This is a genomic window from Sporosarcina sp. NCCP-2716, assembly GCF_023707985.1.
Taxonomy (GTDB): domain Bacteria; phylum Bacillota; class Bacilli; order Bacillales_A; family Planococcaceae; genus Sporosarcina.
This window is the reverse complement of record NZ_BRCF01000010.1, coordinates 74189-91841: the sequence shown is the minus strand read 5'-3', so window position 1 is coordinate 91841 and position 17653 is coordinate 74189. Positions and strand designations below refer to the sequence as shown.

The 17653-nt window shown below is 50.0% G+C and carries 30 protein-coding genes; 4 read left to right on the top strand and 26 right to left on the bottom strand.

Annotated elements, in window-relative coordinates:
* Nucleotides 1-32 precede the first annotated feature (32 nt).
* From NFU03_RS14330 to NFU03_RS14210, 26 genes are all read right to left on the bottom strand, one after another.
* Nucleotides 33-236, bottom strand: a complete 204-nt coding sequence (locus tag NFU03_RS14330) for a hypothetical protein (RefSeq protein WP_251639787.1) — start codon at nt 234-236, stop codon at nt 33-35.
* A gap of 11 nt (nt 237-247) precedes the next feature.
* On the bottom strand, nt 248-466 hold the full coding sequence (locus tag NFU03_RS14325) for a hypothetical protein (RefSeq protein WP_251639785.1): 219 nt from the start codon (nt 464-466) through the stop codon (nt 248-250).
* Between the two features lie 1157 nt (nt 467-1623).
* On the bottom strand, nt 1624-1722 hold the full coding sequence (locus NFU03_RS15795) for a DUF3953 domain-containing protein (RefSeq protein WP_398290468.1): 99 nt from the start codon (nt 1720-1722) through the stop codon (nt 1624-1626).
* 46 nt (nt 1723-1768) lie between these two features.
* Entirely contained in the window at nt 1769-2179 is a 411-nt protein-coding gene (locus NFU03_RS14320) for an ABC transporter permease (RefSeq protein WP_251639783.1), read from the bottom strand.
* 598 nt (nt 2180-2777) lie between these two features.
* On the bottom strand, nt 2778-3086 hold the full coding sequence (locus NFU03_RS14315; RefSeq protein ID WP_251639782.1) for a DUF3784 domain-containing protein: 309 nt from the start codon (nt 3084-3086) through the stop codon (nt 2778-2780).
* A gap of 111 nt (nt 3087-3197) precedes the next feature.
* Nucleotides 3198-3380, bottom strand: coding sequence for a PspC domain-containing protein (locus tag NFU03_RS14310; RefSeq protein ID WP_251639780.1), 183 nt, complete (start codon nt 3378-3380; stop codon nt 3198-3200).
* Nucleotides 3381-3472: 92 nt separating this feature from the next.
* Nucleotides 3473-3604 (bottom strand): LPXTG cell wall anchor domain-containing protein, encoded by a 132-nt coding sequence (locus NFU03_RS14305; RefSeq protein ID WP_251639779.1) that lies wholly within the window; start codon nt 3602-3604, stop codon nt 3473-3475.
* A gap of 14 nt (nt 3605-3618) precedes the next feature.
* On the bottom strand, nt 3619-3834 hold the full coding sequence (locus NFU03_RS14300) for a hypothetical protein (RefSeq protein ID WP_251639778.1): 216 nt from the start codon (nt 3832-3834) through the stop codon (nt 3619-3621).
* A gap of 38 nt (nt 3835-3872) precedes the next feature.
* The gene (locus tag NFU03_RS14295) at nt 3873-4076 is read right to left on the bottom strand and encodes a hypothetical protein (protein ID WP_251639777.1); all 204 of its coding nucleotides are present in this window, start codon (nt 4074-4076) and stop codon (nt 3873-3875) included.
* A gap of 26 nt (nt 4077-4102) precedes the next feature.
* A complete protein-coding gene (locus tag NFU03_RS14290) occupies nt 4103-4960 on the bottom strand; it encodes an AAA family ATPase (protein WP_251639776.1) in 858 nt (285 codons plus the stop codon).
* Between the two features lie 40 nt (nt 4961-5000).
* Entirely contained in the window at nt 5001-5510 is a 510-nt protein-coding gene (locus NFU03_RS14285; protein ID WP_251639775.1) for a peptide-methionine (S)-S-oxide reductase, read from the bottom strand.
* Nucleotides 5511-5563: 53 nt separating this feature from the next.
* Nucleotides 5564-5746 (bottom strand): hypothetical protein, encoded by a 183-nt coding sequence (locus NFU03_RS14280; protein WP_251639774.1) that lies wholly within the window; start codon nt 5744-5746, stop codon nt 5564-5566.
* Between the two features lie 52 nt (nt 5747-5798).
* Nucleotides 5799-6014: a hypothetical protein gene (locus NFU03_RS14275; RefSeq protein ID WP_251639772.1), complete on the bottom strand. Its 216-nt coding sequence runs from the start codon at nt 6012-6014 to the stop codon at nt 5799-5801.
* A 40-nt stretch (nt 6015-6054) separates the two neighbouring features.
* Nucleotides 6055-6462: a hypothetical protein gene (locus tag NFU03_RS14270; RefSeq protein WP_251639770.1), complete on the bottom strand. Its 408-nt coding sequence runs from the start codon at nt 6460-6462 to the stop codon at nt 6055-6057.
* Nucleotides 6455-6910 carry a DUF4275 family protein gene (locus tag NFU03_RS14265; RefSeq protein ID WP_309296276.1) on the bottom strand — a complete coding sequence of 152 codons (456 nt, stop codon included), beginning with the start codon at nt 6908-6910 and terminating at the stop codon, nt 6455-6457. Before NFU03_RS14265 ends, NFU03_RS14270 begins: the two co-directional genes overlap by 8 nt.
* Nucleotides 6911-6991: 81 nt before the next feature.
* On the bottom strand, nt 6992-7249 hold the full coding sequence (locus tag NFU03_RS14260; RefSeq protein ID WP_251639766.1) for a hypothetical protein: 258 nt from the start codon (nt 7247-7249) through the stop codon (nt 6992-6994).
* Entirely contained in the window at nt 7246-7452 is a 207-nt protein-coding gene (locus tag NFU03_RS14255; protein ID WP_251639764.1) for a hypothetical protein, read from the bottom strand. Before NFU03_RS14255 ends, NFU03_RS14260 begins: the two co-directional genes overlap by 4 nt.
* Before the next feature lie 40 nt (nt 7453-7492).
* Nucleotides 7493-7894: a DUF3997 domain-containing protein gene (locus tag NFU03_RS14250; protein WP_251639762.1), complete on the bottom strand. Its 402-nt coding sequence runs from the start codon at nt 7892-7894 to the stop codon at nt 7493-7495.
* A 4-nt stretch (nt 7895-7898) separates the two neighbouring features.
* Complete coding sequence (locus NFU03_RS14245; protein WP_251639759.1) at nt 7899-8393, bottom strand: hypothetical protein; 495 nt, start codon at nt 8391-8393, stop codon at nt 7899-7901.
* A gap of 26 nt (nt 8394-8419) precedes the next feature.
* A complete protein-coding gene (locus NFU03_RS14240) occupies nt 8420-8848 on the bottom strand; it encodes a hypothetical protein (protein ID WP_251639757.1) in 429 nt (142 codons plus the stop codon).
* A gap of 13 nt (nt 8849-8861) precedes the next feature.
* Nucleotides 8862-9341: a hypothetical protein gene (locus NFU03_RS14235; protein ID WP_251639755.1), complete on the bottom strand. Its 480-nt coding sequence runs from the start codon at nt 9339-9341 to the stop codon at nt 8862-8864.
* 472 nt (nt 9342-9813) lie between these two features.
* On the bottom strand, nt 9814-10506 hold the full coding sequence (locus NFU03_RS14230; protein ID WP_251639753.1) for a hypothetical protein: 693 nt from the start codon (nt 10504-10506) through the stop codon (nt 9814-9816).
* Nucleotides 10507-10542: 36 nt separating this feature from the next.
* The gene (locus tag NFU03_RS14225; protein WP_251639751.1) at nt 10543-10851 is read right to left on the bottom strand and encodes a hypothetical protein; all 309 of its coding nucleotides are present in this window, start codon (nt 10849-10851) and stop codon (nt 10543-10545) included.
* A gap of 512 nt (nt 10852-11363) precedes the next feature.
* Entirely contained in the window at nt 11364-11765 is a 402-nt protein-coding gene (locus tag NFU03_RS14220) for an SET domain-containing protein (protein ID WP_251639749.1), read from the bottom strand.
* A gap of 110 nt (nt 11766-11875) precedes the next feature.
* The gene (locus NFU03_RS14215; protein ID WP_251639747.1) at nt 11876-12511 is read right to left on the bottom strand and encodes a hypothetical protein; all 636 of its coding nucleotides are present in this window, start codon (nt 12509-12511) and stop codon (nt 11876-11878) included.
* Between the two features lie 66 nt (nt 12512-12577).
* The gene (locus NFU03_RS14210) at nt 12578-13303 is read right to left on the bottom strand and encodes a DsbA family oxidoreductase (RefSeq protein ID WP_251639745.1); all 726 of its coding nucleotides are present in this window, start codon (nt 13301-13303) and stop codon (nt 12578-12580) included.
* Between the two features lie 260 nt (nt 13304-13563).
* Between NFU03_RS14210 and NFU03_RS14205 the strand changes: the two genes are divergently transcribed.
* From NFU03_RS14205 to NFU03_RS14190, 4 genes are read left to right on the top strand one after another with little or no spacing between them, the layout of a single operon-like run.
* Nucleotides 13564-14652 carry an iron-siderophore ABC transporter substrate-binding protein gene (locus NFU03_RS14205; RefSeq protein ID WP_251639743.1) on the top strand — a complete coding sequence of 363 codons (1089 nt, stop codon included), beginning with the start codon at nt 13564-13566 and terminating at the stop codon, nt 14650-14652.
* Nucleotides 14645-15685 (top strand): FecCD family ABC transporter permease, encoded by a 1041-nt coding sequence (locus tag NFU03_RS14200; protein ID WP_251639741.1) that lies wholly within the window; start codon nt 14645-14647, stop codon nt 15683-15685. The genes NFU03_RS14205 and NFU03_RS14200 overlap by 8 nt, the downstream gene beginning before the upstream one ends.
* A complete protein-coding gene (locus tag NFU03_RS14195; protein WP_251639740.1) occupies nt 15682-16713 on the top strand; it encodes a FecCD family ABC transporter permease in 1032 nt (343 codons plus the stop codon). The genes NFU03_RS14200 and NFU03_RS14195 overlap by 4 nt, the downstream gene beginning before the upstream one ends.
* Nucleotides 16713-17546, top strand: coding sequence for an ABC transporter ATP-binding protein (locus NFU03_RS14190; protein ID WP_251639738.1), 834 nt, complete (start codon nt 16713-16715; stop codon nt 17544-17546). Before NFU03_RS14195 ends, NFU03_RS14190 begins: the two co-directional genes overlap by 1 nt.
* The last annotated feature ends 107 nt before the right edge of the window (nt 17547-17653 follow it).

The window sequence follows — 17653 nt, the reverse complement described above, 5'->3', positions numbered from 1 at the left end:
ATGTTGGCAAGTGGCCTTTTTTTATACATAAATTAGCTGCCGTTTCCTACATTTCTAGTGTGCCATAAACAATACGTACTGGTATCCGCCATGCCATCCATCTGACTAGACAGCCAAGCATCACCCAAGTACGTGCCGAACACCGGGCTGCAAAACATGAGCACGAGTCCGCCCCCTGCCAGCAGCGCAGCCAACGTCGCCACGACCCGTACTTGCTCCCTCTCCAACTTCTTCATCCTTCTCCCCCTCACCATAACGGCTCGTCTTTGTCGCTCAGTCTGATCGTCATCAGCAGAAACGGCACAGCGATCAGGCTCAGCCAGCCTAAGGTGAACCACCTCTGCGTCTCTGCGGACAAGTATTGCCGCCGCCCGCAATGCGGACAGTCCTTCCCCTTCTTCGAAAACCCTAACGCAACAACGTCCTTCGCTTTCCATGTATGCTGACAGCTTGCACAGCGCGGCATATGATCTCCTCCAATACGTACTGGTCTATAAGCAGTTCCACGATCCGTTATAACAGTTATTTAAGAAGAGGGACAATCACCAGCATCAGCAGCGAAATCGATAGCAGGACGGTACTCGTTCCCCTCTTGATTTTCACATTTTTATCGCTTTTATGGAACTCTGTGAACTGAAACTTGTTCCGATAAAAAACAAAAAGGATGTTCAGAATGGAAACGCCCGCCAGCTCATTCTTGCGATTCATTTCTATGCTCTATATGCTTCTTGATGTAAAACAGCAAAACCCCAGAAAGAACAATAGCTGTTAAACTTAAGACTTTCACGAACCAGGCATTGAATCCAAAAATCATTGCACATACAGCATAAGCTATCCAAACGAATACTGTTAGAAATAACAAACCTGGGCGTTCTTTTCTATACAACAGTCCCATCCTTTCTTCTGAAAAGTTCGCTTACTGTATCCTTTGGAATTTGCGCAATCTGGCTATCTTGCAGAACAGATGCAGATCGCTCTTTTGCATTCGAGTCCATTAACGAAGTAAAATAAAAAAGTTAGTAATATACTTTCTTACGTTGATATCTTAGAAATTCTAGAGTATAGACATTTATAAGTGTTAGAACTGGAATAAAAAATACAAATACTGATATTCCCAAACTGCTAAAGACGCCATCTTTTTGTTTATGAAAAGTTTGTACATCAAACTTATAAAAAAGGACGGTCGCTATAAGTAAAATCACCGTATTTATAACCAATACAGTTATAACACTCAGCCCTTTTTTACTTTTTCGTTTAAATACCCCTATGCAAGTTATGGTAGAGACTAGCAGAGAAACAAACAATGTAACTAGTACTAATATGTTCAAAATATACCCTCCCATAACTTAATACTCTGACTAGTTTGCAGAACTGATGCAAGTCGCTATCTCATTTTCACGCCCGATTCTGTACGAGTTCATCTTTTGTTATCGATCAATTTCTTCAATAACTCTTTTGTTTCTTCATTTTGCGTTGCACCTTTTCTTAGCTGAGAGTCGATTGACCATAGGAAAACTATGATTATAGAAAAACCTATTAAAAAACCCACCACAAACACCTCATCTTGTCATTTAGCGATTAAATGGACCGTTTCAAGAAAAGTCAAAAGGAAAGTCAAAAGGTCTAAGGTAAAACGATTAAAGTAAATGCGGAGGCAAATATGATTGTTAGCGAATTCTTCTTTCGCTTTTTTTGGAATTCAGAAATCCCTATGATAATCATGAATCAGCCCAAGGCGAACATCATGTAAGACATTAGCGAAAAGTCTTTAGTGAAAAGCTGACTTTCTTTCTAAAAAGAAAATATTAAGGACATCAAATAATGTAATGATGATAGCACCAGCAATTGGATAACCGACATAAACCGCCCATCTCGTATGCTCAGCTAAACTAAATTCTCCCCATTCAAGCCATAAACGCCAACCCATTCCAAGACTGTTTAAGATTATGCAAATCATAAAAACAAACCATATCCTATTTTTAAATAAGCCGACAAATATGTTTGCCACAATGAAGTACATCAATAATGTCAAAACTACAAAAAACAAACTGAACCCTTTTAGACCTGGAACTACAAACGTAAATGATATTCCCGAAAAGAAAAGAATGTTTATAGTGGCAAATATCAAAAAGGCGTTTCGTGATTGTTCTATCCGATTATAGAACTGTTCTCCTAACAAGGGCTTCCCTCCATCTTATTCACGCATTTTTTCGTTGATAATATGTTTGGAGCCTGTTTAACAAATGTTAAATTATTGTCCTGCTAAATGGCCCTATTTTAGAAAGGGCACAAATCCTAGCTGAAGAATCGCGCCCATTTGCGGAAATCACACAGGCTATTCTATATGATAATTAATGATTCACAAAATGGGTTCAAAGTAAGATTTAATTACCATCACAAGAAACAGTAGTTTTAGAGGATAGGAACCTTCTTTCTTCTTCAACGGTTATGCTTGCTTCCTTATCGAAACACTCAGCCATTTTATGCGCGTTTGCTTTGTGATTAGAGTTAATCTTGGAGAACGTGAAAAATGTTATTGATAGTATTAAAGAAATACTACTAATAACACAGTTATTTTTATTTTGTTTCCGACCAACTTCTACACATCCTCTCACATAATCTGGCCCGCAGGTTGAAACACACTGTTCCTAGTCTTAGTATCAATTATATTAAGACTGGAATTCACCTGATAATTAAATTAATAAATATTAAACAGAGAACTTTCCTGTATTGGTAAATTGACTATGACATACGTTTCTAATGGCATGAAGTACTTTCTACCTTTTGAATCGGCTGCCTGTATTCATGAAAATAACCATGAATGCCACAATGAAAAGGAAGAGGATCAAACCCACGTAGAGCAGCCAATGGATGTCATACGCGACACTGAACAACCAAAACAGCATACTGAAGGCCAAGGCGAACATCATTTTCCCCATGAATTTACAGAGGGCGGTCTCATTATATTTTTCTTTCTCCTCGGTTGGCATAGTGTTGAAGCCGGCGATGAGGAACGAGCCTCTGCCGGTCATCATCACCCCGCCTATGGCTAGGAACAGGACAATCATCGCTGCCAAAATAATCATGTGTATCGCATCCAATCGTTATGGTCATCGTTCTCCTTTTCCGACTCAGAAGGATTCGTAACGTCCCCTGCTCGAATTTCCAGTTCACATGCCCGTCTGGCGGGAACCCCCTTACAATCTTAGGTCGTCATTAGGCATGAAATAGGCTAACACCGCGTACATAAGTAAACTGACAGGGACGATGATGAAGAGGATCCGCACGGCCAGCGAAGGGATACCGGTATATTCCGCAATGCCGCCGCAGACACCCGCGATCGCTTTGTCACTTGAGCTCTTTTTCAATGGATCCGTCATTTATCCCCACTCCTTCGTTTCATGAATTGGATGATTCAATAAGTCCATTTATGTTTCCTGTTGGCAGGAACCGATTTGCCCGGTCCCCGCAATCATCGTCCCTGACCGGCTCTCTTCCGTCTGAAAAAGAGGAAGCCGGCGATGGCGAGCACGAGCATTAGGCCAGCCACAACTAACGTCGGTGTATCAAAGATGAAAAAATAGGAGTCTTTCAATTCGTACATGGAACCCTCTCCTTTTAGAGATTATTTTTCTGTTTGTGGAAGTAGGCGATCAGGATCAGTGCCAGTATCTCCACCGCAAGCAGCCACCAAATGATAGGCTGGATTTGGCCTAATGGGGTTCCGCCTACCCCTCCATTCGAAAGCCTATGCATCCATACGTATTCTCCCCACATCGCAACCGCGATGAATTGGGTGATAATGGCTACGACAATCCAAATGGACTTTAGCATGGTATCCTCCTCGTGTACAATAGCTAATCAGTAAACAATTATTTAAGCTTCTTCTTAGTAGTTCTCCTGAGAATAAAATAAATAATAGCAATTGAAAACATCATTACAAAAGTTCTTAGCCATGTTAAATCATCATTAGTCCAGTACTTTACTAACATGACACCCAGATAAGCTGCGATAAATAATGGAACGTATATTACCAGGCTTCCAAGCAAAGTTGCCCCTTTATTTTCTTGCACCATGTTGAGCACCTCCCTTATGCCTTTTATTATTCGAACTGATCCTCATGCTGCTTGAAGAAGTCATAATACGTCCGGACATTCTCCAGTTCCGTCCACTTCCTGACCTCGACAGGGTTTTCGTCGAGGCTGTAGAGTTTGGCGTGCCGCATGGAGAGCAGGAAGGGGGAATGGGTGGAGATGATGAACTGACAGCCGAAGAACCGGGCGGAGTCCTCGATGAACTGCAGAAGTTCGATCTGGCGTTTCGGCGACAGGCTGTTTTCCGGTTCATCCAATAGATATAGGGCGTTCTCACCGATCTTTTCCGTGAAGTACAGGAAGGCGCTCTCCCCATTGGAGTACTCCCGGACATTGTCCATCAGCTTGCCGCGCACGAAGCGGGACTGCGTGTTGCTTCTGGCTTCGTTGACCTTTTTCAGCTGGTCGTAATCCTCCATCGACCTCATTTGGAATTGGGAGTACTTGGCGTCCAGGTAGTCGTCAAACAGATTCTCCCGTTTCTGGTCGATCCCTTCGTTCAGGTTCCGGATGTTCAGCATGTAGTCGAAGACGTCGTCGCTCGTGATGATGCGGCTCGTTTCCGGGATGTCCGAAGTCGTCTCCATGCTGCACAGTTCCACGTAATCCGGGTAGAAGTTGGATTTGTTATAGACCGAATCACGGAGGATGCCCGTTTTCTCTGCGATGACATTCAGAACTGTCGACTTGCCGGAGCCGTTCCCGCCGTACAGGATCGTAATCGGCTCAAAATCGAGCCGGTTTACGCCGTTGCGTGCCAAAACCTTAAAAGGGTAGAACGAGTCGTAGCACGTTCTCTTGATTTCCATGAAAAAATCGTGTTCCTGGTCTTCGTTCGGGAAGGTGAATGACCGTAAGTAGTTCATGCGCTTCTCCTTGTCCGCCTGCTGAGGGCACCAGCGCCCCTTACTGGAAGGCTTTTTTTGTTTCCGATCGAGTTTCTTCCTGTGCGTATTTCCGTAAGAGATCGGCAGGAATATGGCAATAATCGTCCGGACATTTCGCGAGCCGGTCCTGATGTTCCTCCGCACTTTTCACATAGTTGGTGAGGGGGAGCACTTCCACCGCAATCCGGTCGGCATCGCCCCGCTTCTGGATGAATGCCCGTGCCTCTTCCAAATGCGCGGCTTGTTCGCTGTAAAGTCCTGTCCTGTATTTCTCGCCTACATCTTCGCCCTGCCGGTTGACACTGTATGGATCAATGATCTCAAACAAATAGGCCATCAGATCGCTGACAGTGACGACTGTCGGATCGAACTCCGTTTTCACACATTCCGCATAGCCGTCATACTCGCCTTCGAGCGTTGGATTCGCTCCGTTCGCTCTTCCGGCCTCTGTCTTCAACACGCCGGGCAGCGTTTTGACAAAAGCCTGGACGCCCCACAGGCAGCCGCCTGCCAGATAGACCACTTCCATATTGTTGCTCCTCTCCATAGGTGATTTCCGATTGAAGTTCAACTGTCCGATGTTCAGGTTTTATTCAATTTACCAAACAGGAAAGGTCCGAGAAAAATGATTCCAGCGCTTACGCCTAAGGCAACCGAGAAGGCTGCAAGGAGATTCAGCTCCTGTTTGAAAAGGAGATTAACCACCATATTCACAATAAAAAAGATGATGAAATAAATAATGAATCTGCCGGTCCGCTGTTTCATATTGTCACTTCCTTCGTCTTCACTTGTTCCATGACCGCAAACAATTTGACAGCTACATGGTGCCTGACTGCCAATACTTATCCATCACCTTCAGAAACATACTCACAGCAAATAGAGTCAGTGCAATTCGGGTCGTCACGTAGAAGAGTCGTTCCTTCCCTGTAAGCCGCCGGGTCTTCCTCATCTTTTTGAAATGCAGGTAGAAGTAAATACCACAAACGAGCAGGGCCACACCCGACAGTTGATAAACGGTTTCGATCAGTTCCAAAGGATTGCACCTCCTATACGAAATCCATCCGTTTTCCGGTTCAGTTTTGATTCAGATGGCGGAGCTGCTCGATGGGCAGTCCTTCATACGTTGAAGATGTATGGTTTTCCACAAACTGCTGAAGGGCTTGCTCGGTATCGCCCGTGTAGAATGTTGTTACGACTTCACAATGAGCGAGCGCTACATGATCTGTCAGCTGCTTCGCAAATTGATCAAGCGATCCAATATGTGATTCCTGTACAGGTCGATTGGAATAGATGCTCACAGTCAGTAAGTTATCCCTCAATTCGTCGGATTCCATAGACATACCAGCAGGCAACCGTAAATCCGCCGCCTCAGCAGGCCGATTCTCATCAGCAAGAAACACTCTGTAATCGGATGACGCGCAGCGGACATCCCAGACTTCTGCATGTGTGAACCTCAGAATTCTGGTGAAATACTCAATCATGGCGACCTTGTGTTGCGAAATGGGTGTTTCCAATAATATTGGTTTTACGCCCGCCTGGAAGTTTCGACATGAAATACGGTCCCAGTTCGTCATGTTCATGAGTAATCATAAAAGTCCATTTACTTTCCCAGTCCATAACATAGAGATCTCCATAGTCCCAGCTCAATTCTTCATATGGCAGTTCTTTCATGGTCAGCTCGGCAGCATTTTGGATTAAAAACGCCTCATTTGTAAGCTGATAAAAAATCGTGCATTTCTTTTTGAGCTGTTCGTGAAACGCGCGTATCGCCTCGTCTTTCTCCAAGCAGCTCACCTGTTGATAACTGCAGAGATGCCACAAGAACGAGTCGAGGTAGATTTCCTTCTGCTCTTCAGCAGACAAATGGCCCGCAAAAGCATCTCGCCAAATCCCACGCAGATACGTTCCCCATTTCGGAATTTCCTTCATGTCCTGCTTCCTCATTAGCGTCATGGCCCTCCCTTACGTAAGCTTTCCATCTTAATCCTGCCAGCTGTTATGTTCTTTTGTTCAGATACTGAACAGGATAAGAAGTATGGTTGCTGCGATAAACACGATGCCTCCCCGGTCAATGATCCAGTTTCCCGTTTTCACATCTACCTCTGTTTCTGTGATGATCCATTCGACTGAGGAATAAGTAATGACCAGAATGCCGAAGCGCAGGACACTGAACTGGTCGGTCAGCTGCAGGATAAGTATGATCAAAAACAATAACAGCGCGCGTATGAATGGCAACTTCAGGAGGCGAATACTTTTTCGGATTGTCATCCTTCTCTCTCCTCATACGTTCCAGTTTCCTTTAAGTTCCCTTTTTCTTCATTTGGAAAGAGGGGTGTCAGACAGAACCACAGGATGATGACAGCCAGCCCAAGCAGTCGCACCCATAACGCCCCATCGCCGAACAGAATGGAATACCCAAGGTACACGGCGACGAGCATGAAGAATAGGGAAAGCCATATTTTTCGGTTCATACTGTATCCCTCTTTTTTCGCAAACTCTTTTCCATTGCAATCACTCTCTCGGCAGATCACTCACGCTCTTCAACGTGATGTCCGACAATCCGGGTTCTTCCTTTTTCTCACTGAAAGAGCTGTCACTGAGTGGGCCCGTGACATGATCATTGCTCAGCTGGATGATCCAGTATGCGTGATTTTTCTCGCCTTTCATCTGCTTGGCGAGGATATAGTCATCGTTCCACCCGACTTCAGTCACCTCTGCCGGAACCGCGTTCGCCCCCCACGCATCCGTTCCTGTTTTCGGCGCTATGGTCACTTGGTGGGCAGATGTGCGGAGGATCGAGTACTCCCCCGGTAAATCGATATCATAATCCGCTGCCCCGGCACATCCTGTCAGTCCGATGAGGATCGCCAGGCAAGAGAATAGTATCAGCGTTTTCCTACGTGATGCCAACATGGTCTCATCTCCCGATTTCAAGCAGTACATCTCCCAGTGTCTCCGCTGCGACATCCGTCATAGTGACCGCCATCACTCCCCCGGCACCAGTTTCAATGGTCATACAACCTGCTGCTGTGTGAATGACGACAGCCGTCAAATGATCGTCGTCAACGGCATGGAAGCCGTACCCCGTGACCTTTTGAACGACAGCGTCCTCGAGAAACACGGCCGAACCGGCAATGATCGGCTGCTCAAATTCTGGTACTGTCCGGTAGTGCGGTATATCTGCGACTGCTACATTTGTGTCAATCAGCAGTACGTCATCGCCATCTTTCGTCTCCACCCACGACAACTGCCAATGAATCGAGCTGCCCTCTTCTTCTGCGGATTTGAAATGAAGGACAGGGTCGCCCATTCGAATGGTCCAATTGTCTTTCGAAGCATTCATCGAGAAGCTATCCGCCAAAATGCTTCGCAGCTTCCAGCCTATCACTTCAGATAAATTCGACTTCTCCATTGCTCCCTCTCTCCTCTCTGCGTCGCTTATTCATAACCGAAAAGGTTTTTCAGGATCTGTGCGTTCTCCGGGTTCAGTTGCCCGAAGTTTTCGTCCTCATCATTGCTGACCAACAATGCCGAGTCGTCCTCTTCGAACCAGATATGATATTCGATGAGCGATTCCGGCAAGTTTTTGTCTTTTTCGTAAAAGAACATCGCTACCGCATCTTTCATTCTTGCCATCTTCTGTGCTGTGTTCGGCTGCCATTCCGTGTTGCCAAGAGCATTCTGCGCGGCTTCCAGATCGTCTTCATCCACCAGAATTCCCTCTTCCCCTTTGTTGCCGTCCTCGTCAACGAGCTGGACATCAATACGCAAAAGCTTCCCTTTTTCCTGCTCTGCTGACTGCCCGGAACAGGCGGTGAGCAGGATGCCGAGCATGATTAAAATCAATGACTTACCAATTAATTTCATCTTCACTCACCTCTTAGTCGTGCTTTTTCCCTTTACGCGTGGAATGAATCAGCGCAGAAAACTCTTCATATTTTTCAACGTTGTTTGTCTCGAGCAAGTGAGGGGAATCGGCGGCAGGCAGAGGGAATTCGCCCAATGCACGCTTTTTCTCCATCAATTCTTTCATCCCTCCATCGAGAGCATATGCAAATTGTTCCATGTTGAAATCATAGGAAGTGATGAATTGTCCTTTGTTTGATCTTTTATCCTTTCGAATCAACAGACGTTCGCCCTCTCTCCTGAAACTATAATCAATCGCCATACCGAACCCATGCATTTCATATTCCACCGACTTACCGGTCCACAGCCGGGCAAGTTGAAAAAATAGAACGGGCACAGAGAAAAAATCGATGGCCATCTCGAAATGGACTTCCTGCCCTTCCCCTGCTATTTCAATATCGATATCCCCCGACTCTTCGTCGGTATGGAAAATGCATCTATAACTTTTCTCCATGTATACTCCCTCGCTTTCTGTACTTAACTGCCGATCACTATTTTGAATGAGGTAGATTGGACGGAAAAGGCATTTCTTTACTGCCCGGTCTTACGGGTTGTGGAGGCGCAAGGGCTAAAAGAGTGTTGCTTAGTGACCGTCTGTTTATATATTGACCGTGGGCGGGCACTTAGGACACTCCTTAGTGACCTCTGCAGCGGAACATCCCTCTGAGCGGTCATTAGAGACGCGCCTTAGTGACCGTCTGCTTATGTATTGACCTCGGGCGGGCACTAGAGGATTTCTCTAGTTACCGTTGCAGCGTGTTCAACCTCCATGCGGGCACTTGGAACATTCCTTAGTGACCGCCAGCTCACGAAGTTACTCGATGTGGGCACTAGCAGCACTCTCTAGTGACACGAACAGCGCAATATCCCCTGCACAGTTAATAAAGCCCTTCTTTATCGACAAACAACACGTGCTCTGGTCAATATCATTCATCCAGAAACACCTCGATCATCTCTTTCATCGATTCGGTTCCGTGCGCTTCGTTGCCGATAATGTTTTCATCCAATACGTAGATTGTGTGGTACGACGAGCCGTCCTTCAGATGGAAGTAAAGGATGACCCGGTTGTTCCGTTTGTAAGGAGCTGTCTCTTCGACGTCCCCTTCATAGGGCAGCGATAAGTACTCATCGAGAAACACGGCCGATTGCTCTGCGTTCAGTTCACCGAGGGGGGAGTCGTCCTCATCACTGTGGACGCTGATGCCGGTCACTTTTCCCTGGATGTCGGCAAGGTCGCCGAGCGTTTCCGCTTTCGGATTGTCCGTCACTTGGAAGACCCGGCCGTCTGCAATCACCCGGAACTCTGGTTTATAGCCTTCCACTGCGAATATTTCTGTTCCGACCGGGACGTAGGAAGCTTCCCCGTTTCTCAGCTTATGATTGGAACAGGCATGGCCATCAAGTGTGTAGGTCACTTTGCCGAGACGGTCTCCGGCTTCCGGGAGCGGATCGTCTTCTTTTCGATTGAAATCGCCCATGTATTTAATATCGTCCACCATCAGGACATCCGCCCAGTCGATGATCCCGTCCGGGCAGCCGCGGATTCCGTCCCAGAGAACGCAGCCTGTACAGATGAAAGCAAGCGACAGCACCGCTGCCAGCAGTCTTATCCCTTTCACGCCGTCACTCCCCGTCCTATTAGTTTCACCTTCTGATCAACCAAACAGAAATGCCAGTGCCGCGATACCGCAGCTGAGGAAAAGGACGCCGAGGAAGACTTCTCCGTAATAGGTTTTCGGGCCGTCATCCTCCGACTTATTTTTGCGCCAGGCGATGAACATGCCGATCAGCGTCCCGATGGCGCCGTATCGCAGGACACCGACAACATAGTCGTACACAGGTACGTAATTGATGATTGTCAAGTCTTCCTTATACGATTTCATTGAATAGTTGACCATCAGCAGACCGAGCGCGAGCGAGATGACCAGGCCATACAGGGCTCCGTTCCAGATGCGTTTGTTCATGAGTGAATCTCCCCTTTCATATGACGAGCGAGAACCCGGAACAGCCTTCTTTTCATTGAATTCTCAGTAACTTCATCATACACGACTTGGAAAATAGTAGATATGGTTTTCCAAATCTTTTCCGCCGGCTGGTAGATTTTTTCCGAAGGAGACACTTCTTCTCATGCAACCGCTCATTTCCGACGGCTATCCGCTCGTTTCTCTTGTCTAAGCGCTCCATTCAGCGGTCCATCCGCTCGTTTCCCACGTCCATCCGCTCATTCCCCGCGCCTAACCGCTCCATTCGCGCGGAACATCCTCCGGTTCTCCGATGTCCCACCTCGCGCCAAGTGCTCCTCCACCACTCCAGATCAATATTGAATGGTGGACTGCGCTGCGCTCCGTCTTTTCTGTCAGGGCAGCCGCCGACATGGTGCCTGGTACATAAAAACGCTGCAACATGGTGCCTGGTACATAAAAACGAAAAAACCACCGGCCCATGTTGCAGCAGGTGGTTTCAATTGGTTATCCAGTTAGTCTTCATCGTCTGTCGGTGCGTAGTCTTCGTTGAACCAGAGCTGTTCCTGGTCGTCGACGTCGCCGTTGTAGTTGATGAATATCTCTTCGCCTTTGGCAATCGCTTTGTGGGCGTAAAAGTCGAAGGTCTGGTTTTTGAAATTGATTTCGTAATCGGCGTTCGGTGTGTAGGAATGGTTGAACAGCATGCCGTAGCCGAGCAGGATGGCTGTGTGGTTCACGCCGTATTCGAATGCGTAGTCTGCGAGGAGAGTCTTTTCGATGTGGCTGTGCTGCTCGTTCGGGTATGCGATGACCGGTGCTTCGTGGATCAGCTGGCCTTTCTGGATGTCGCAAGTAGCAAAGACGCCGCGGTTGAATTCGCCGTCGCTTATTTCTGAAGTGTGCACTTCTATCATTTAGTCGCCTTCTTGTGTTTGTATTTGGTAGCCCATAGTATAGCATAACTGGGAGCACCCCTGCTCTCATTCATGCTTTCCCGTCTATACACGGGCTGACAACCTTTTATTCAGTCATCTTCTCCATAGTAATCGAACAGATTCTCCAGATCCGCGTAAATTTGGAAGCCGTTTTGCCAGTACTCTATCAGCCACTGCACCAGTTCCCTCATTTCTTGACTGTGCTCATGAACCTTTTCTTCCAGACCGCTTGCCTCGTTAAGTTTTTGTAAACACCAATCAGGTTCCGGCAGTGCTTCGAACCATGCACGCTCTTCATCATCCATTTGGTCGGAGTAATACATATCGACTTCCACCGGCAGCATTTTCGGCCAATCGTTTCCGAGTCCCGAGTCGTAAAGCAGATCTCTCAGTTCCAGCATGAGCTGAAATGGAAAGTCTTCTTCATTTGCATCCGGCAGTGTTGGGAATGAAAGCAGATATTGTGGAGTGCCGGGTCCGGTTTTCGTCAGCTTTTGGAAGAATGACGGCTTGGGTGTCACGTCTTCAAATGTATAATTCCGGATAGCATACAGCAGCACTCCGCTGTTGAGCTGTTTCTTTTTGTAGTCCGGCAGCTCCTTTTCTTTCATGGTCATATACTCTTCCAGTTCCTGTTGTTCGGACAGCGTCAGCCGGCTTCGCAGTTCTTTCTGCCGCAGTCGCGGAAGCCCCATTGCCAGCCGGCGTTCCGTTTCAAAATCCATTTTTCGATCTCCCCTTTCAATAGACGAACAGCCGCCGGACGGATCCGACGGCCATCATAATCTCTGTTAGTTCTTCTCTTCGGGCACTTCACAGCTGCCGTCCGCACAGACGCCGCCTGCTCCGCTTTCTGTTGCCAGATCTTCGAACGGCATGACGGGTTCTTCTTCGAGCACTTTCTCCAGTGCCTGGAGGAACGCTTCCTTCGGCTGGGCTCCTGAAATCGCGTATTTACGGTTGAAGACGAAGAATGGGACGCCTTGGACGCCGAACTGTTTCGCTTCTTCGATATCCGTGCGTACATCTCCTGCATAGGCGGCCGGATCGTTCGCAACAGCGGCCGCTTCCTCTTCCGGCAGTCCGGCTTCGACCGCAAGCTCTGTCAGGACGGCTGTGCTGCCGATATCCTTCGATTCCGTGAAGTTCGCATACAGCAGTTTTTCAGCGAGCACGTCATCCTTGCCGAGTGTCTTGGCGAATTTCGTCATCCGGTGAGCGTCGAATGTGTTGGTCGGTTTCATCGTATCGAACCGGAAATCGAGACCGACTTCCGCTGCTTGCGCGGTAATGGACTGCATCACTTGTTTTGTTTGTTCCACACTGCCGAATTTCTTCCCCATGCTCTCGTAGAAATCCTGGCCATCGTACTTTTCTGAGTCAGGGTCGAGTTGGTAGCTTTTGAATTCGATCTCCACCCGGTCTTTGCCGCGGAATTCGTTCAGGGCACTCTCGAGCTTACGCTTTCCGATATAGCAGAACGGACAGACAAAGTCGGACCAGATTTCAATTTTCATAGTTTCTTCACCCTCCAGATACGTTTTGTTCCTCCCACTATAGCACGCTGTGTTCCGGAAACGTATTGTTCCGCCTGCATGAGTTTAGAAGTTTCAGTTGACAGACAGCGAGCAAGCCTTTATATTCAAGTGAGAATGATTATCAATGATAACGTTAACGGGTTTGAACTGGCTTTCATTCTGCTGCTCAGGCGGCATGGTTTCGCAACAATCCAGCCGGGCTATCCGGTAATACATTTGAGAAAAGGCAGGGAGTACACATGAAGACGACGAAGAAACTCAGCTTGACGGCATTGTTGCTGTCCATCCTCGTGATGGGGCTGCTCGCGGGCTGTTCAGGAAACAAGTCAACAGATGAAGGAAACAGTGAACCGGCGGCTGACGGCAGCGATACGGCAGCATCGGAAATCGGTGAAGACACGGACGGCGGTGCGCAATACCCGATTACGATCAAGCACGCGTTCGGCGAGACGGTCATCGACAGCAAACCGGAGCGTGTGGCGACGGTCCAATGGGCGAACCATGACGTCGTCCTTGCGCTCGGCGTTGTGCCCGTCGGCTTCTCGGCAGCCAACTATGGCGTCCAGGATGACAGCGGCATGCTGCCGTGGACAGCGGAAAAGCTGAAGGAACTCGGCGTCACCGATCCGAACATCTACCAAGATACGGACGGACTCGATTTCGAAGCAATCTCAGATTCTCAGCCGGACGTCATCCTGGCAGCCTATTCCGGAATCACGCAGGAAGACTATGACACGCTGAGCGAAATCGCTCCTGTCATCGCCTACCCGGACAAGCCATGGGCGACGACGTGGCGTGAGCAAGTGCAGATGAACGCGAAAGGCATGGGCATGGAAGCGGAAGGCGAACAGCTCATCAAGGACACGGAAGCGAAAATCCAGAAAGCAGCAGACCAGTACCCGCAACTGAAAGGGAAAACCGTGGCATGGGTGAACTTCTCTGCTCAGGATATGTCGAAAATGCATTTGTACACGCCGGCTGATCCGCGCGGTGCCTTCCTGAAGGAACTCGGTATGGAGTATCCCGAAAAGGTGACGGCTGCGATCACGGATCCCGCAAGCTACTCGTTCGAATTCAGCGCGGAGAACGCGGACTTGCTGAATGATGCGGATATCATCGTCGGCTATGGCGGTGACGACTTGTACGAAGCGGTGAAAGCAGATCCGCTGCTCGGCAAGATTCCGGCAATCGAACGCGGATCGGTCGTGTTCATCGGAGACAATACACCGCTTGCAGCAGCCGGCAATCCGAATCCGCTGTCGATCGGCTATACGATCGATGACTATGTGAAATTGCTTGGTGACGCGGCGGATAAGGTCAATGACTGATCCGGCACTCGCCGGACGGAGAACGAACCGATTCCACTTACCAAAGCATTTCTGGCTCGTACTGACCGGAGGGATCATTTTGCTGATTCTCTGCATCGGCGCCTCTCTCGTCTTCGGTTCCCGGGCGGTCGGGCTCCAGGAGATCCTCGACGGCCTGTTCCGTCCGGAGAGCCAGACGTACGGCGCGGATGTCGTACGGAAGCGGATATCGCGTACGGTGTTCAGCCTGTTCTGCGGAGCGGCCCTCGGTGTATCGGGGGCGCTCATGCAGTCGGTCACCCGCAATCCGATCGCCGATCCGAGCATTCTCGGCGTCAACACCGGCGCCTCCCTGTTCATCGTCGGCGGGATCGCCTTTCTGCACATCTCCACGGCAGCCGAATATATCTGGCTCGCCTTAGCAGGAGCGGCATTGACAGCCGTCTTCGTGTTCGGTATCGGCTCGCTCGGCAGAAGCGGCGCCACCCCCATCAAACTTGTCTTGGCAGGAGCCGCCACCAGCGCGGCCCTGTCTTCACTTGTTTTAGCGATCCTGATCCCGCGTTCCCACGTCATGGATCAGTTTCGTTTTTGGCAGGTCGGCAGTGTGGGTGCAGGAAACTGGTCCTCCGTCTCGACGTTCGCCCCGTTTCTGCTGATCGGTCTTTTCCTGGCTCTGTTGTCAGGTCCCGCTCTCAATGCGCTGGCTCTCGGGGATGACGTCGCCAAAGGGCTCGGCGTGCGGACGGGTATGATCCGGGTGATTTCTGCACTTGGCGCCGTCCTCTTATGCGGCGCGGCGACAGCGCTCGCCGGCCCGATCGGGTTCATCGGCCTGCTCTCGACCCATGTCATGCGTCTGCTGCTCGGGCCGGATCTGCGGTTCGTCATCCCGATGTCGGCGCTCGCGGGTGCACTCATTTTAACAGCCGCGGACGTGGCCGGGCGGCTGCTCGGCAGTCCAGGCGAACTGGAAGTCGGAGTCGTAACAGCATTCATCGGGGCTCCCCTTCTGATCCTATTAGCGATGAAATCGAAAGTGCGGTCATTATGAAAATGGAAACGATGGAACTCATCAAAACCGGCAGAAAGAAACGGCGATTCCGCGGGCATACGGCCACGTGGAGCCTCGCGCTGCTGGCAATCATCCTGTGCGGTGCGATGCTCATGCTCGGCAATACGATCTATCCCGCAGCGGACGTCATCCGGGTGCTCACGGGCGGCGATGTCCCCGGGGCTTCGTTCGCTGTGTCGACCATCCGGCTGCCGCGGATGCTGGCCGGCCTGTTCGCCGGTTTCGCATTCGGCTTAGCCGGCAACACGTTCCAGACGATGCTGCGTAATCCGCTCGCGAACCCGAACGTCCTCGGCATCACGACCGGGTCCAGTGCGGCGGCTGTCTTCTGCATCATCGTACTGCATACGAGCGGCGCGATCGTCTCGGCCGTCTCCGTAGCTGCGGGTCTCGCGACGGTCCTGCTCATCTACTTCCTGTCAAGGGGCGGTACCTTTTCGATCGGGCGGCTCATCCTCGTCGGCATCGGCATCCAGGCGATGCTCGATGCGCTTATTTCCTATCTCTTACTGATCGGCGCCGAGCAGGATCTCCCGGCTGCGTTCCGCTGGCTGACCGGAAGCCTGAATGGGTCGAAGATGGACCAGCTGCCGCCGCTGCTGCTGGCGGTCCTGCTGCTGACGCCCGTCGTGCTGCTGCTCAGCAGACAGCTCGGGATTCTGGAACTTGGTGAACAGACCGCCGCCTCGCTCGGCGTGCGCACCGACCTCACCCGCATCCTGCTCATTGCCAGTTCCGTCATCATGCTGTCCATCGCCACCGCGGCGACAGGTCCGATTGCGTTCGTCGCGTTCCTCGCAGGGCCGATCGCCAAGCGGCTCGTCGGTGCAGGCTTCCCGTCCGTCATCGCAGCCGGACTGGTCGGCGCGAATCTGGTGCTGGCTGCGGATCTGATTGGACAATTCGCGTTCACCGCACGGTATCCTGCAGGGGTCATCACCGGGATCCTCGGTGCACCATATCTGATCTTCCTGCTGATCCGCATGAATAGAAAGGGGGAACTCTGATGGAACAGACCCACCGGCTCGGGACCGATCAGCTGAAAGCCGGCTACGATCACAAGACGATCCTCCAAGGGATCAGCCTGGAGATCCCGAGCAGTAAAATCAGCGTCATCATCGGCGCAAATGCGTGCGGAAAATCGACACTTCTCAAAACGATGGCGCGGCTCCTCAAACCTTCCGCCGGAAATGTCCTGCTGGACGGAGGTCCGATCAGTAAACTGCCATCCAAGCAGCTCGCTCGGGTACTCGGCATGCTGCCGCAGTCGCCGATCGTTCCGGAAGGCATTACGGTCGCCGATCTCGTCGGCCGCGGCCGTTTCCCTCACCAGTCCCTCCTCAGCGGCTGGACGGCGCAAGATTACGAGGCTGTCGCAGAAGCGATGGAAACGATGAACATTACGGAACTCGCAAACCGCCATATCGACGAACTGTCCGGCGGGCAGCGTCAGCGTGTCTGGATCGCCATGGCGCTTGCCCAGCAGACCGACATCTTATTCCTCGACGAACCGACGACGTTCCTGGACATTACGTATCAAGTGGAAATCCTGGACTTGCTCACCGATCTGAACCGGAAATACGGCACGACGATCGTCATGGTCCTCCATGACATCAATCTGTCTGCACGGTATGCGGACCATATTTTCGCGCTTCGGAATGGTGAACTGATCTGTGAAGGACCGCCTGAACAGGTCATTACGGAAGACACCATGCTGCAGATCTTCAATATGGACTGTTTAGTGATCGAGGATCCGGTTTCCGGTTCGCCGTTCACAATCCCGAAAGGCCGCCACCATGTCCGACAAGCTGATCGGCCGGGCATCCGTGTACCAGACTGACGGTTTGTGCCCAGCCTGAGGTCCTCGGCGTTCCGGCCATCACTTCCGTATTCCCGATTATGTAAAATCGATGAAAATTCCGTCAATTCGTGGTATAGTTATCCATA

Coding starts and splice junctions, on each gene's coding strand:
- NFU03_RS14220 (WP_251639749.1), bottom strand. CDS start 11,765: ATGATAGAAGTGCACACTTCAGAAATAAGCGACGGCGAATTCAACCGC.
- NFU03_RS14285 (WP_251639775.1), bottom strand. CDS start 5,510: ATGGAAGTGGTCTATCTGGCAGGCGGCTGCCTGTGGGGCGTCCAGGCT.
- NFU03_RS14255 (WP_251639764.1), bottom strand. CDS start 7,452: ATGAACCGAAAAATATGGCTTTCCCTATTCTTCATGCTCGTCGCCGTG.
- NFU03_RS14195 (WP_251639740.1), top strand. CDS start 15,682: ATGAAAATGGAAACGATGGAACTCATCAAAACCGGCAGAAAGAAACGG.
- NFU03_RS14245 (WP_251639759.1), bottom strand. CDS start 8,393: ATGGAGAAGTCGAATTTATCTGAAGTGATAGGCTGGAAGCTGCGAAGC.
- NFU03_RS14260 (WP_251639766.1), bottom strand. CDS start 7,249: ATGACAATCCGAAAAAGTATTCGCCTCCTGAAGTTGCCATTCATACGC.
- NFU03_RS14205 (WP_251639743.1), top strand. CDS start 13,564: ATGAAGACGACGAAGAAACTCAGCTTGACGGCATTGTTGCTGTCCATC.
- NFU03_RS14300 (WP_251639778.1), bottom strand. CDS start 3,834: ATGCTAAAGTCCATTTGGATTGTCGTAGCCATTATCACCCAATTCATC.
- NFU03_RS14240 (WP_251639757.1), bottom strand. CDS start 8,848: ATGAAATTAATTGGTAAGTCATTGATTTTAATCATGCTCGGCATCCTG.
- NFU03_RS14210 (WP_251639745.1), bottom strand. CDS start 13,303: ATGAAAATTGAAATCTGGTCCGACTTTGTCTGTCCGTTCTGCTATATC.
- NFU03_RS14280 (WP_251639774.1), bottom strand. CDS start 5,746: ATGAAACAGCGGACCGGCAGATTCATTATTTATTTCATCATCTTTTTT.
- NFU03_RS14270 (WP_251639770.1), bottom strand. CDS start 6,462: ATGATTGAGTATTTCACCAGAATTCTGAGGTTCACACATGCAGAAGTC.
- NFU03_RS14305 (WP_251639779.1), bottom strand. CDS start 3,604: ATGTACGAATTGAAAGACTCCTATTTTTTCATCTTTGATACACCGACG.
- NFU03_RS14200 (WP_251639741.1), top strand. CDS start 14,645: ATGACTGATCCGGCACTCGCCGGACGGAGAACGAACCGATTCCACTTA.
- NFU03_RS14325 (WP_251639785.1), bottom strand. CDS start 466: ATGCCGCGCTGTGCAAGCTGTCAGCATACATGGAAAGCGAAGGACGTT.
- NFU03_RS14295 (WP_251639777.1), bottom strand. CDS start 4,076: ATGGTGCAAGAAAATAAAGGGGCAACTTTGCTTGGAAGCCTGGTAATA.
- NFU03_RS14265 (WP_309296276.1), bottom strand. CDS start 6,910: ATGAAGGAAATTCCGAAATGGGGAACGTATCTGCGTGGGATTTGGCGA.
- NFU03_RS14310 (WP_251639780.1), bottom strand. CDS start 3,380: ATGACGGATCCATTGAAAAAGAGCTCAAGTGACAAAGCGATCGCGGGT.
- NFU03_RS14215 (WP_251639747.1), bottom strand. CDS start 12,511: ATGGATTTTGAAACGGAACGCCGGCTGGCAATGGGGCTTCCGCGACTG.
- NFU03_RS15795 (WP_398290468.1), bottom strand. CDS start 1,722: ATGATTATCATAGGGATTTCTGAATTCCAAAAAAAGCGAAAGAAGAAT.
- NFU03_RS14290 (WP_251639776.1), bottom strand. CDS start 4,960: ATGAACTACTTACGGTCATTCACCTTCCCGAACGAAGACCAGGAACAC.
- NFU03_RS14190 (WP_251639738.1), top strand. CDS start 16,713: ATGGAACAGACCCACCGGCTCGGGACCGATCAGCTGAAAGCCGGCTAC.
- NFU03_RS14235 (WP_251639755.1), bottom strand. CDS start 9,341: ATGGAGAAAAGTTATAGATGCATTTTCCATACCGACGAAGAGTCGGGG.
- NFU03_RS14250 (WP_251639762.1), bottom strand. CDS start 7,894: ATGTTGGCATCACGTAGGAAAACGCTGATACTATTCTCTTGCCTGGCG.
- NFU03_RS14330 (WP_251639787.1), bottom strand. CDS start 236: ATGAAGAAGTTGGAGAGGGAGCAAGTACGGGTCGTGGCGACGTTGGCT.
- NFU03_RS14315 (WP_251639782.1), bottom strand. CDS start 3,086: ATGATTATTTTGGCAGCGATGATTGTCCTGTTCCTAGCCATAGGCGGG.
- NFU03_RS14225 (WP_251639751.1), bottom strand. CDS start 10,851: ATGAACAAACGCATCTGGAACGGAGCCCTGTATGGCCTGGTCATCTCG.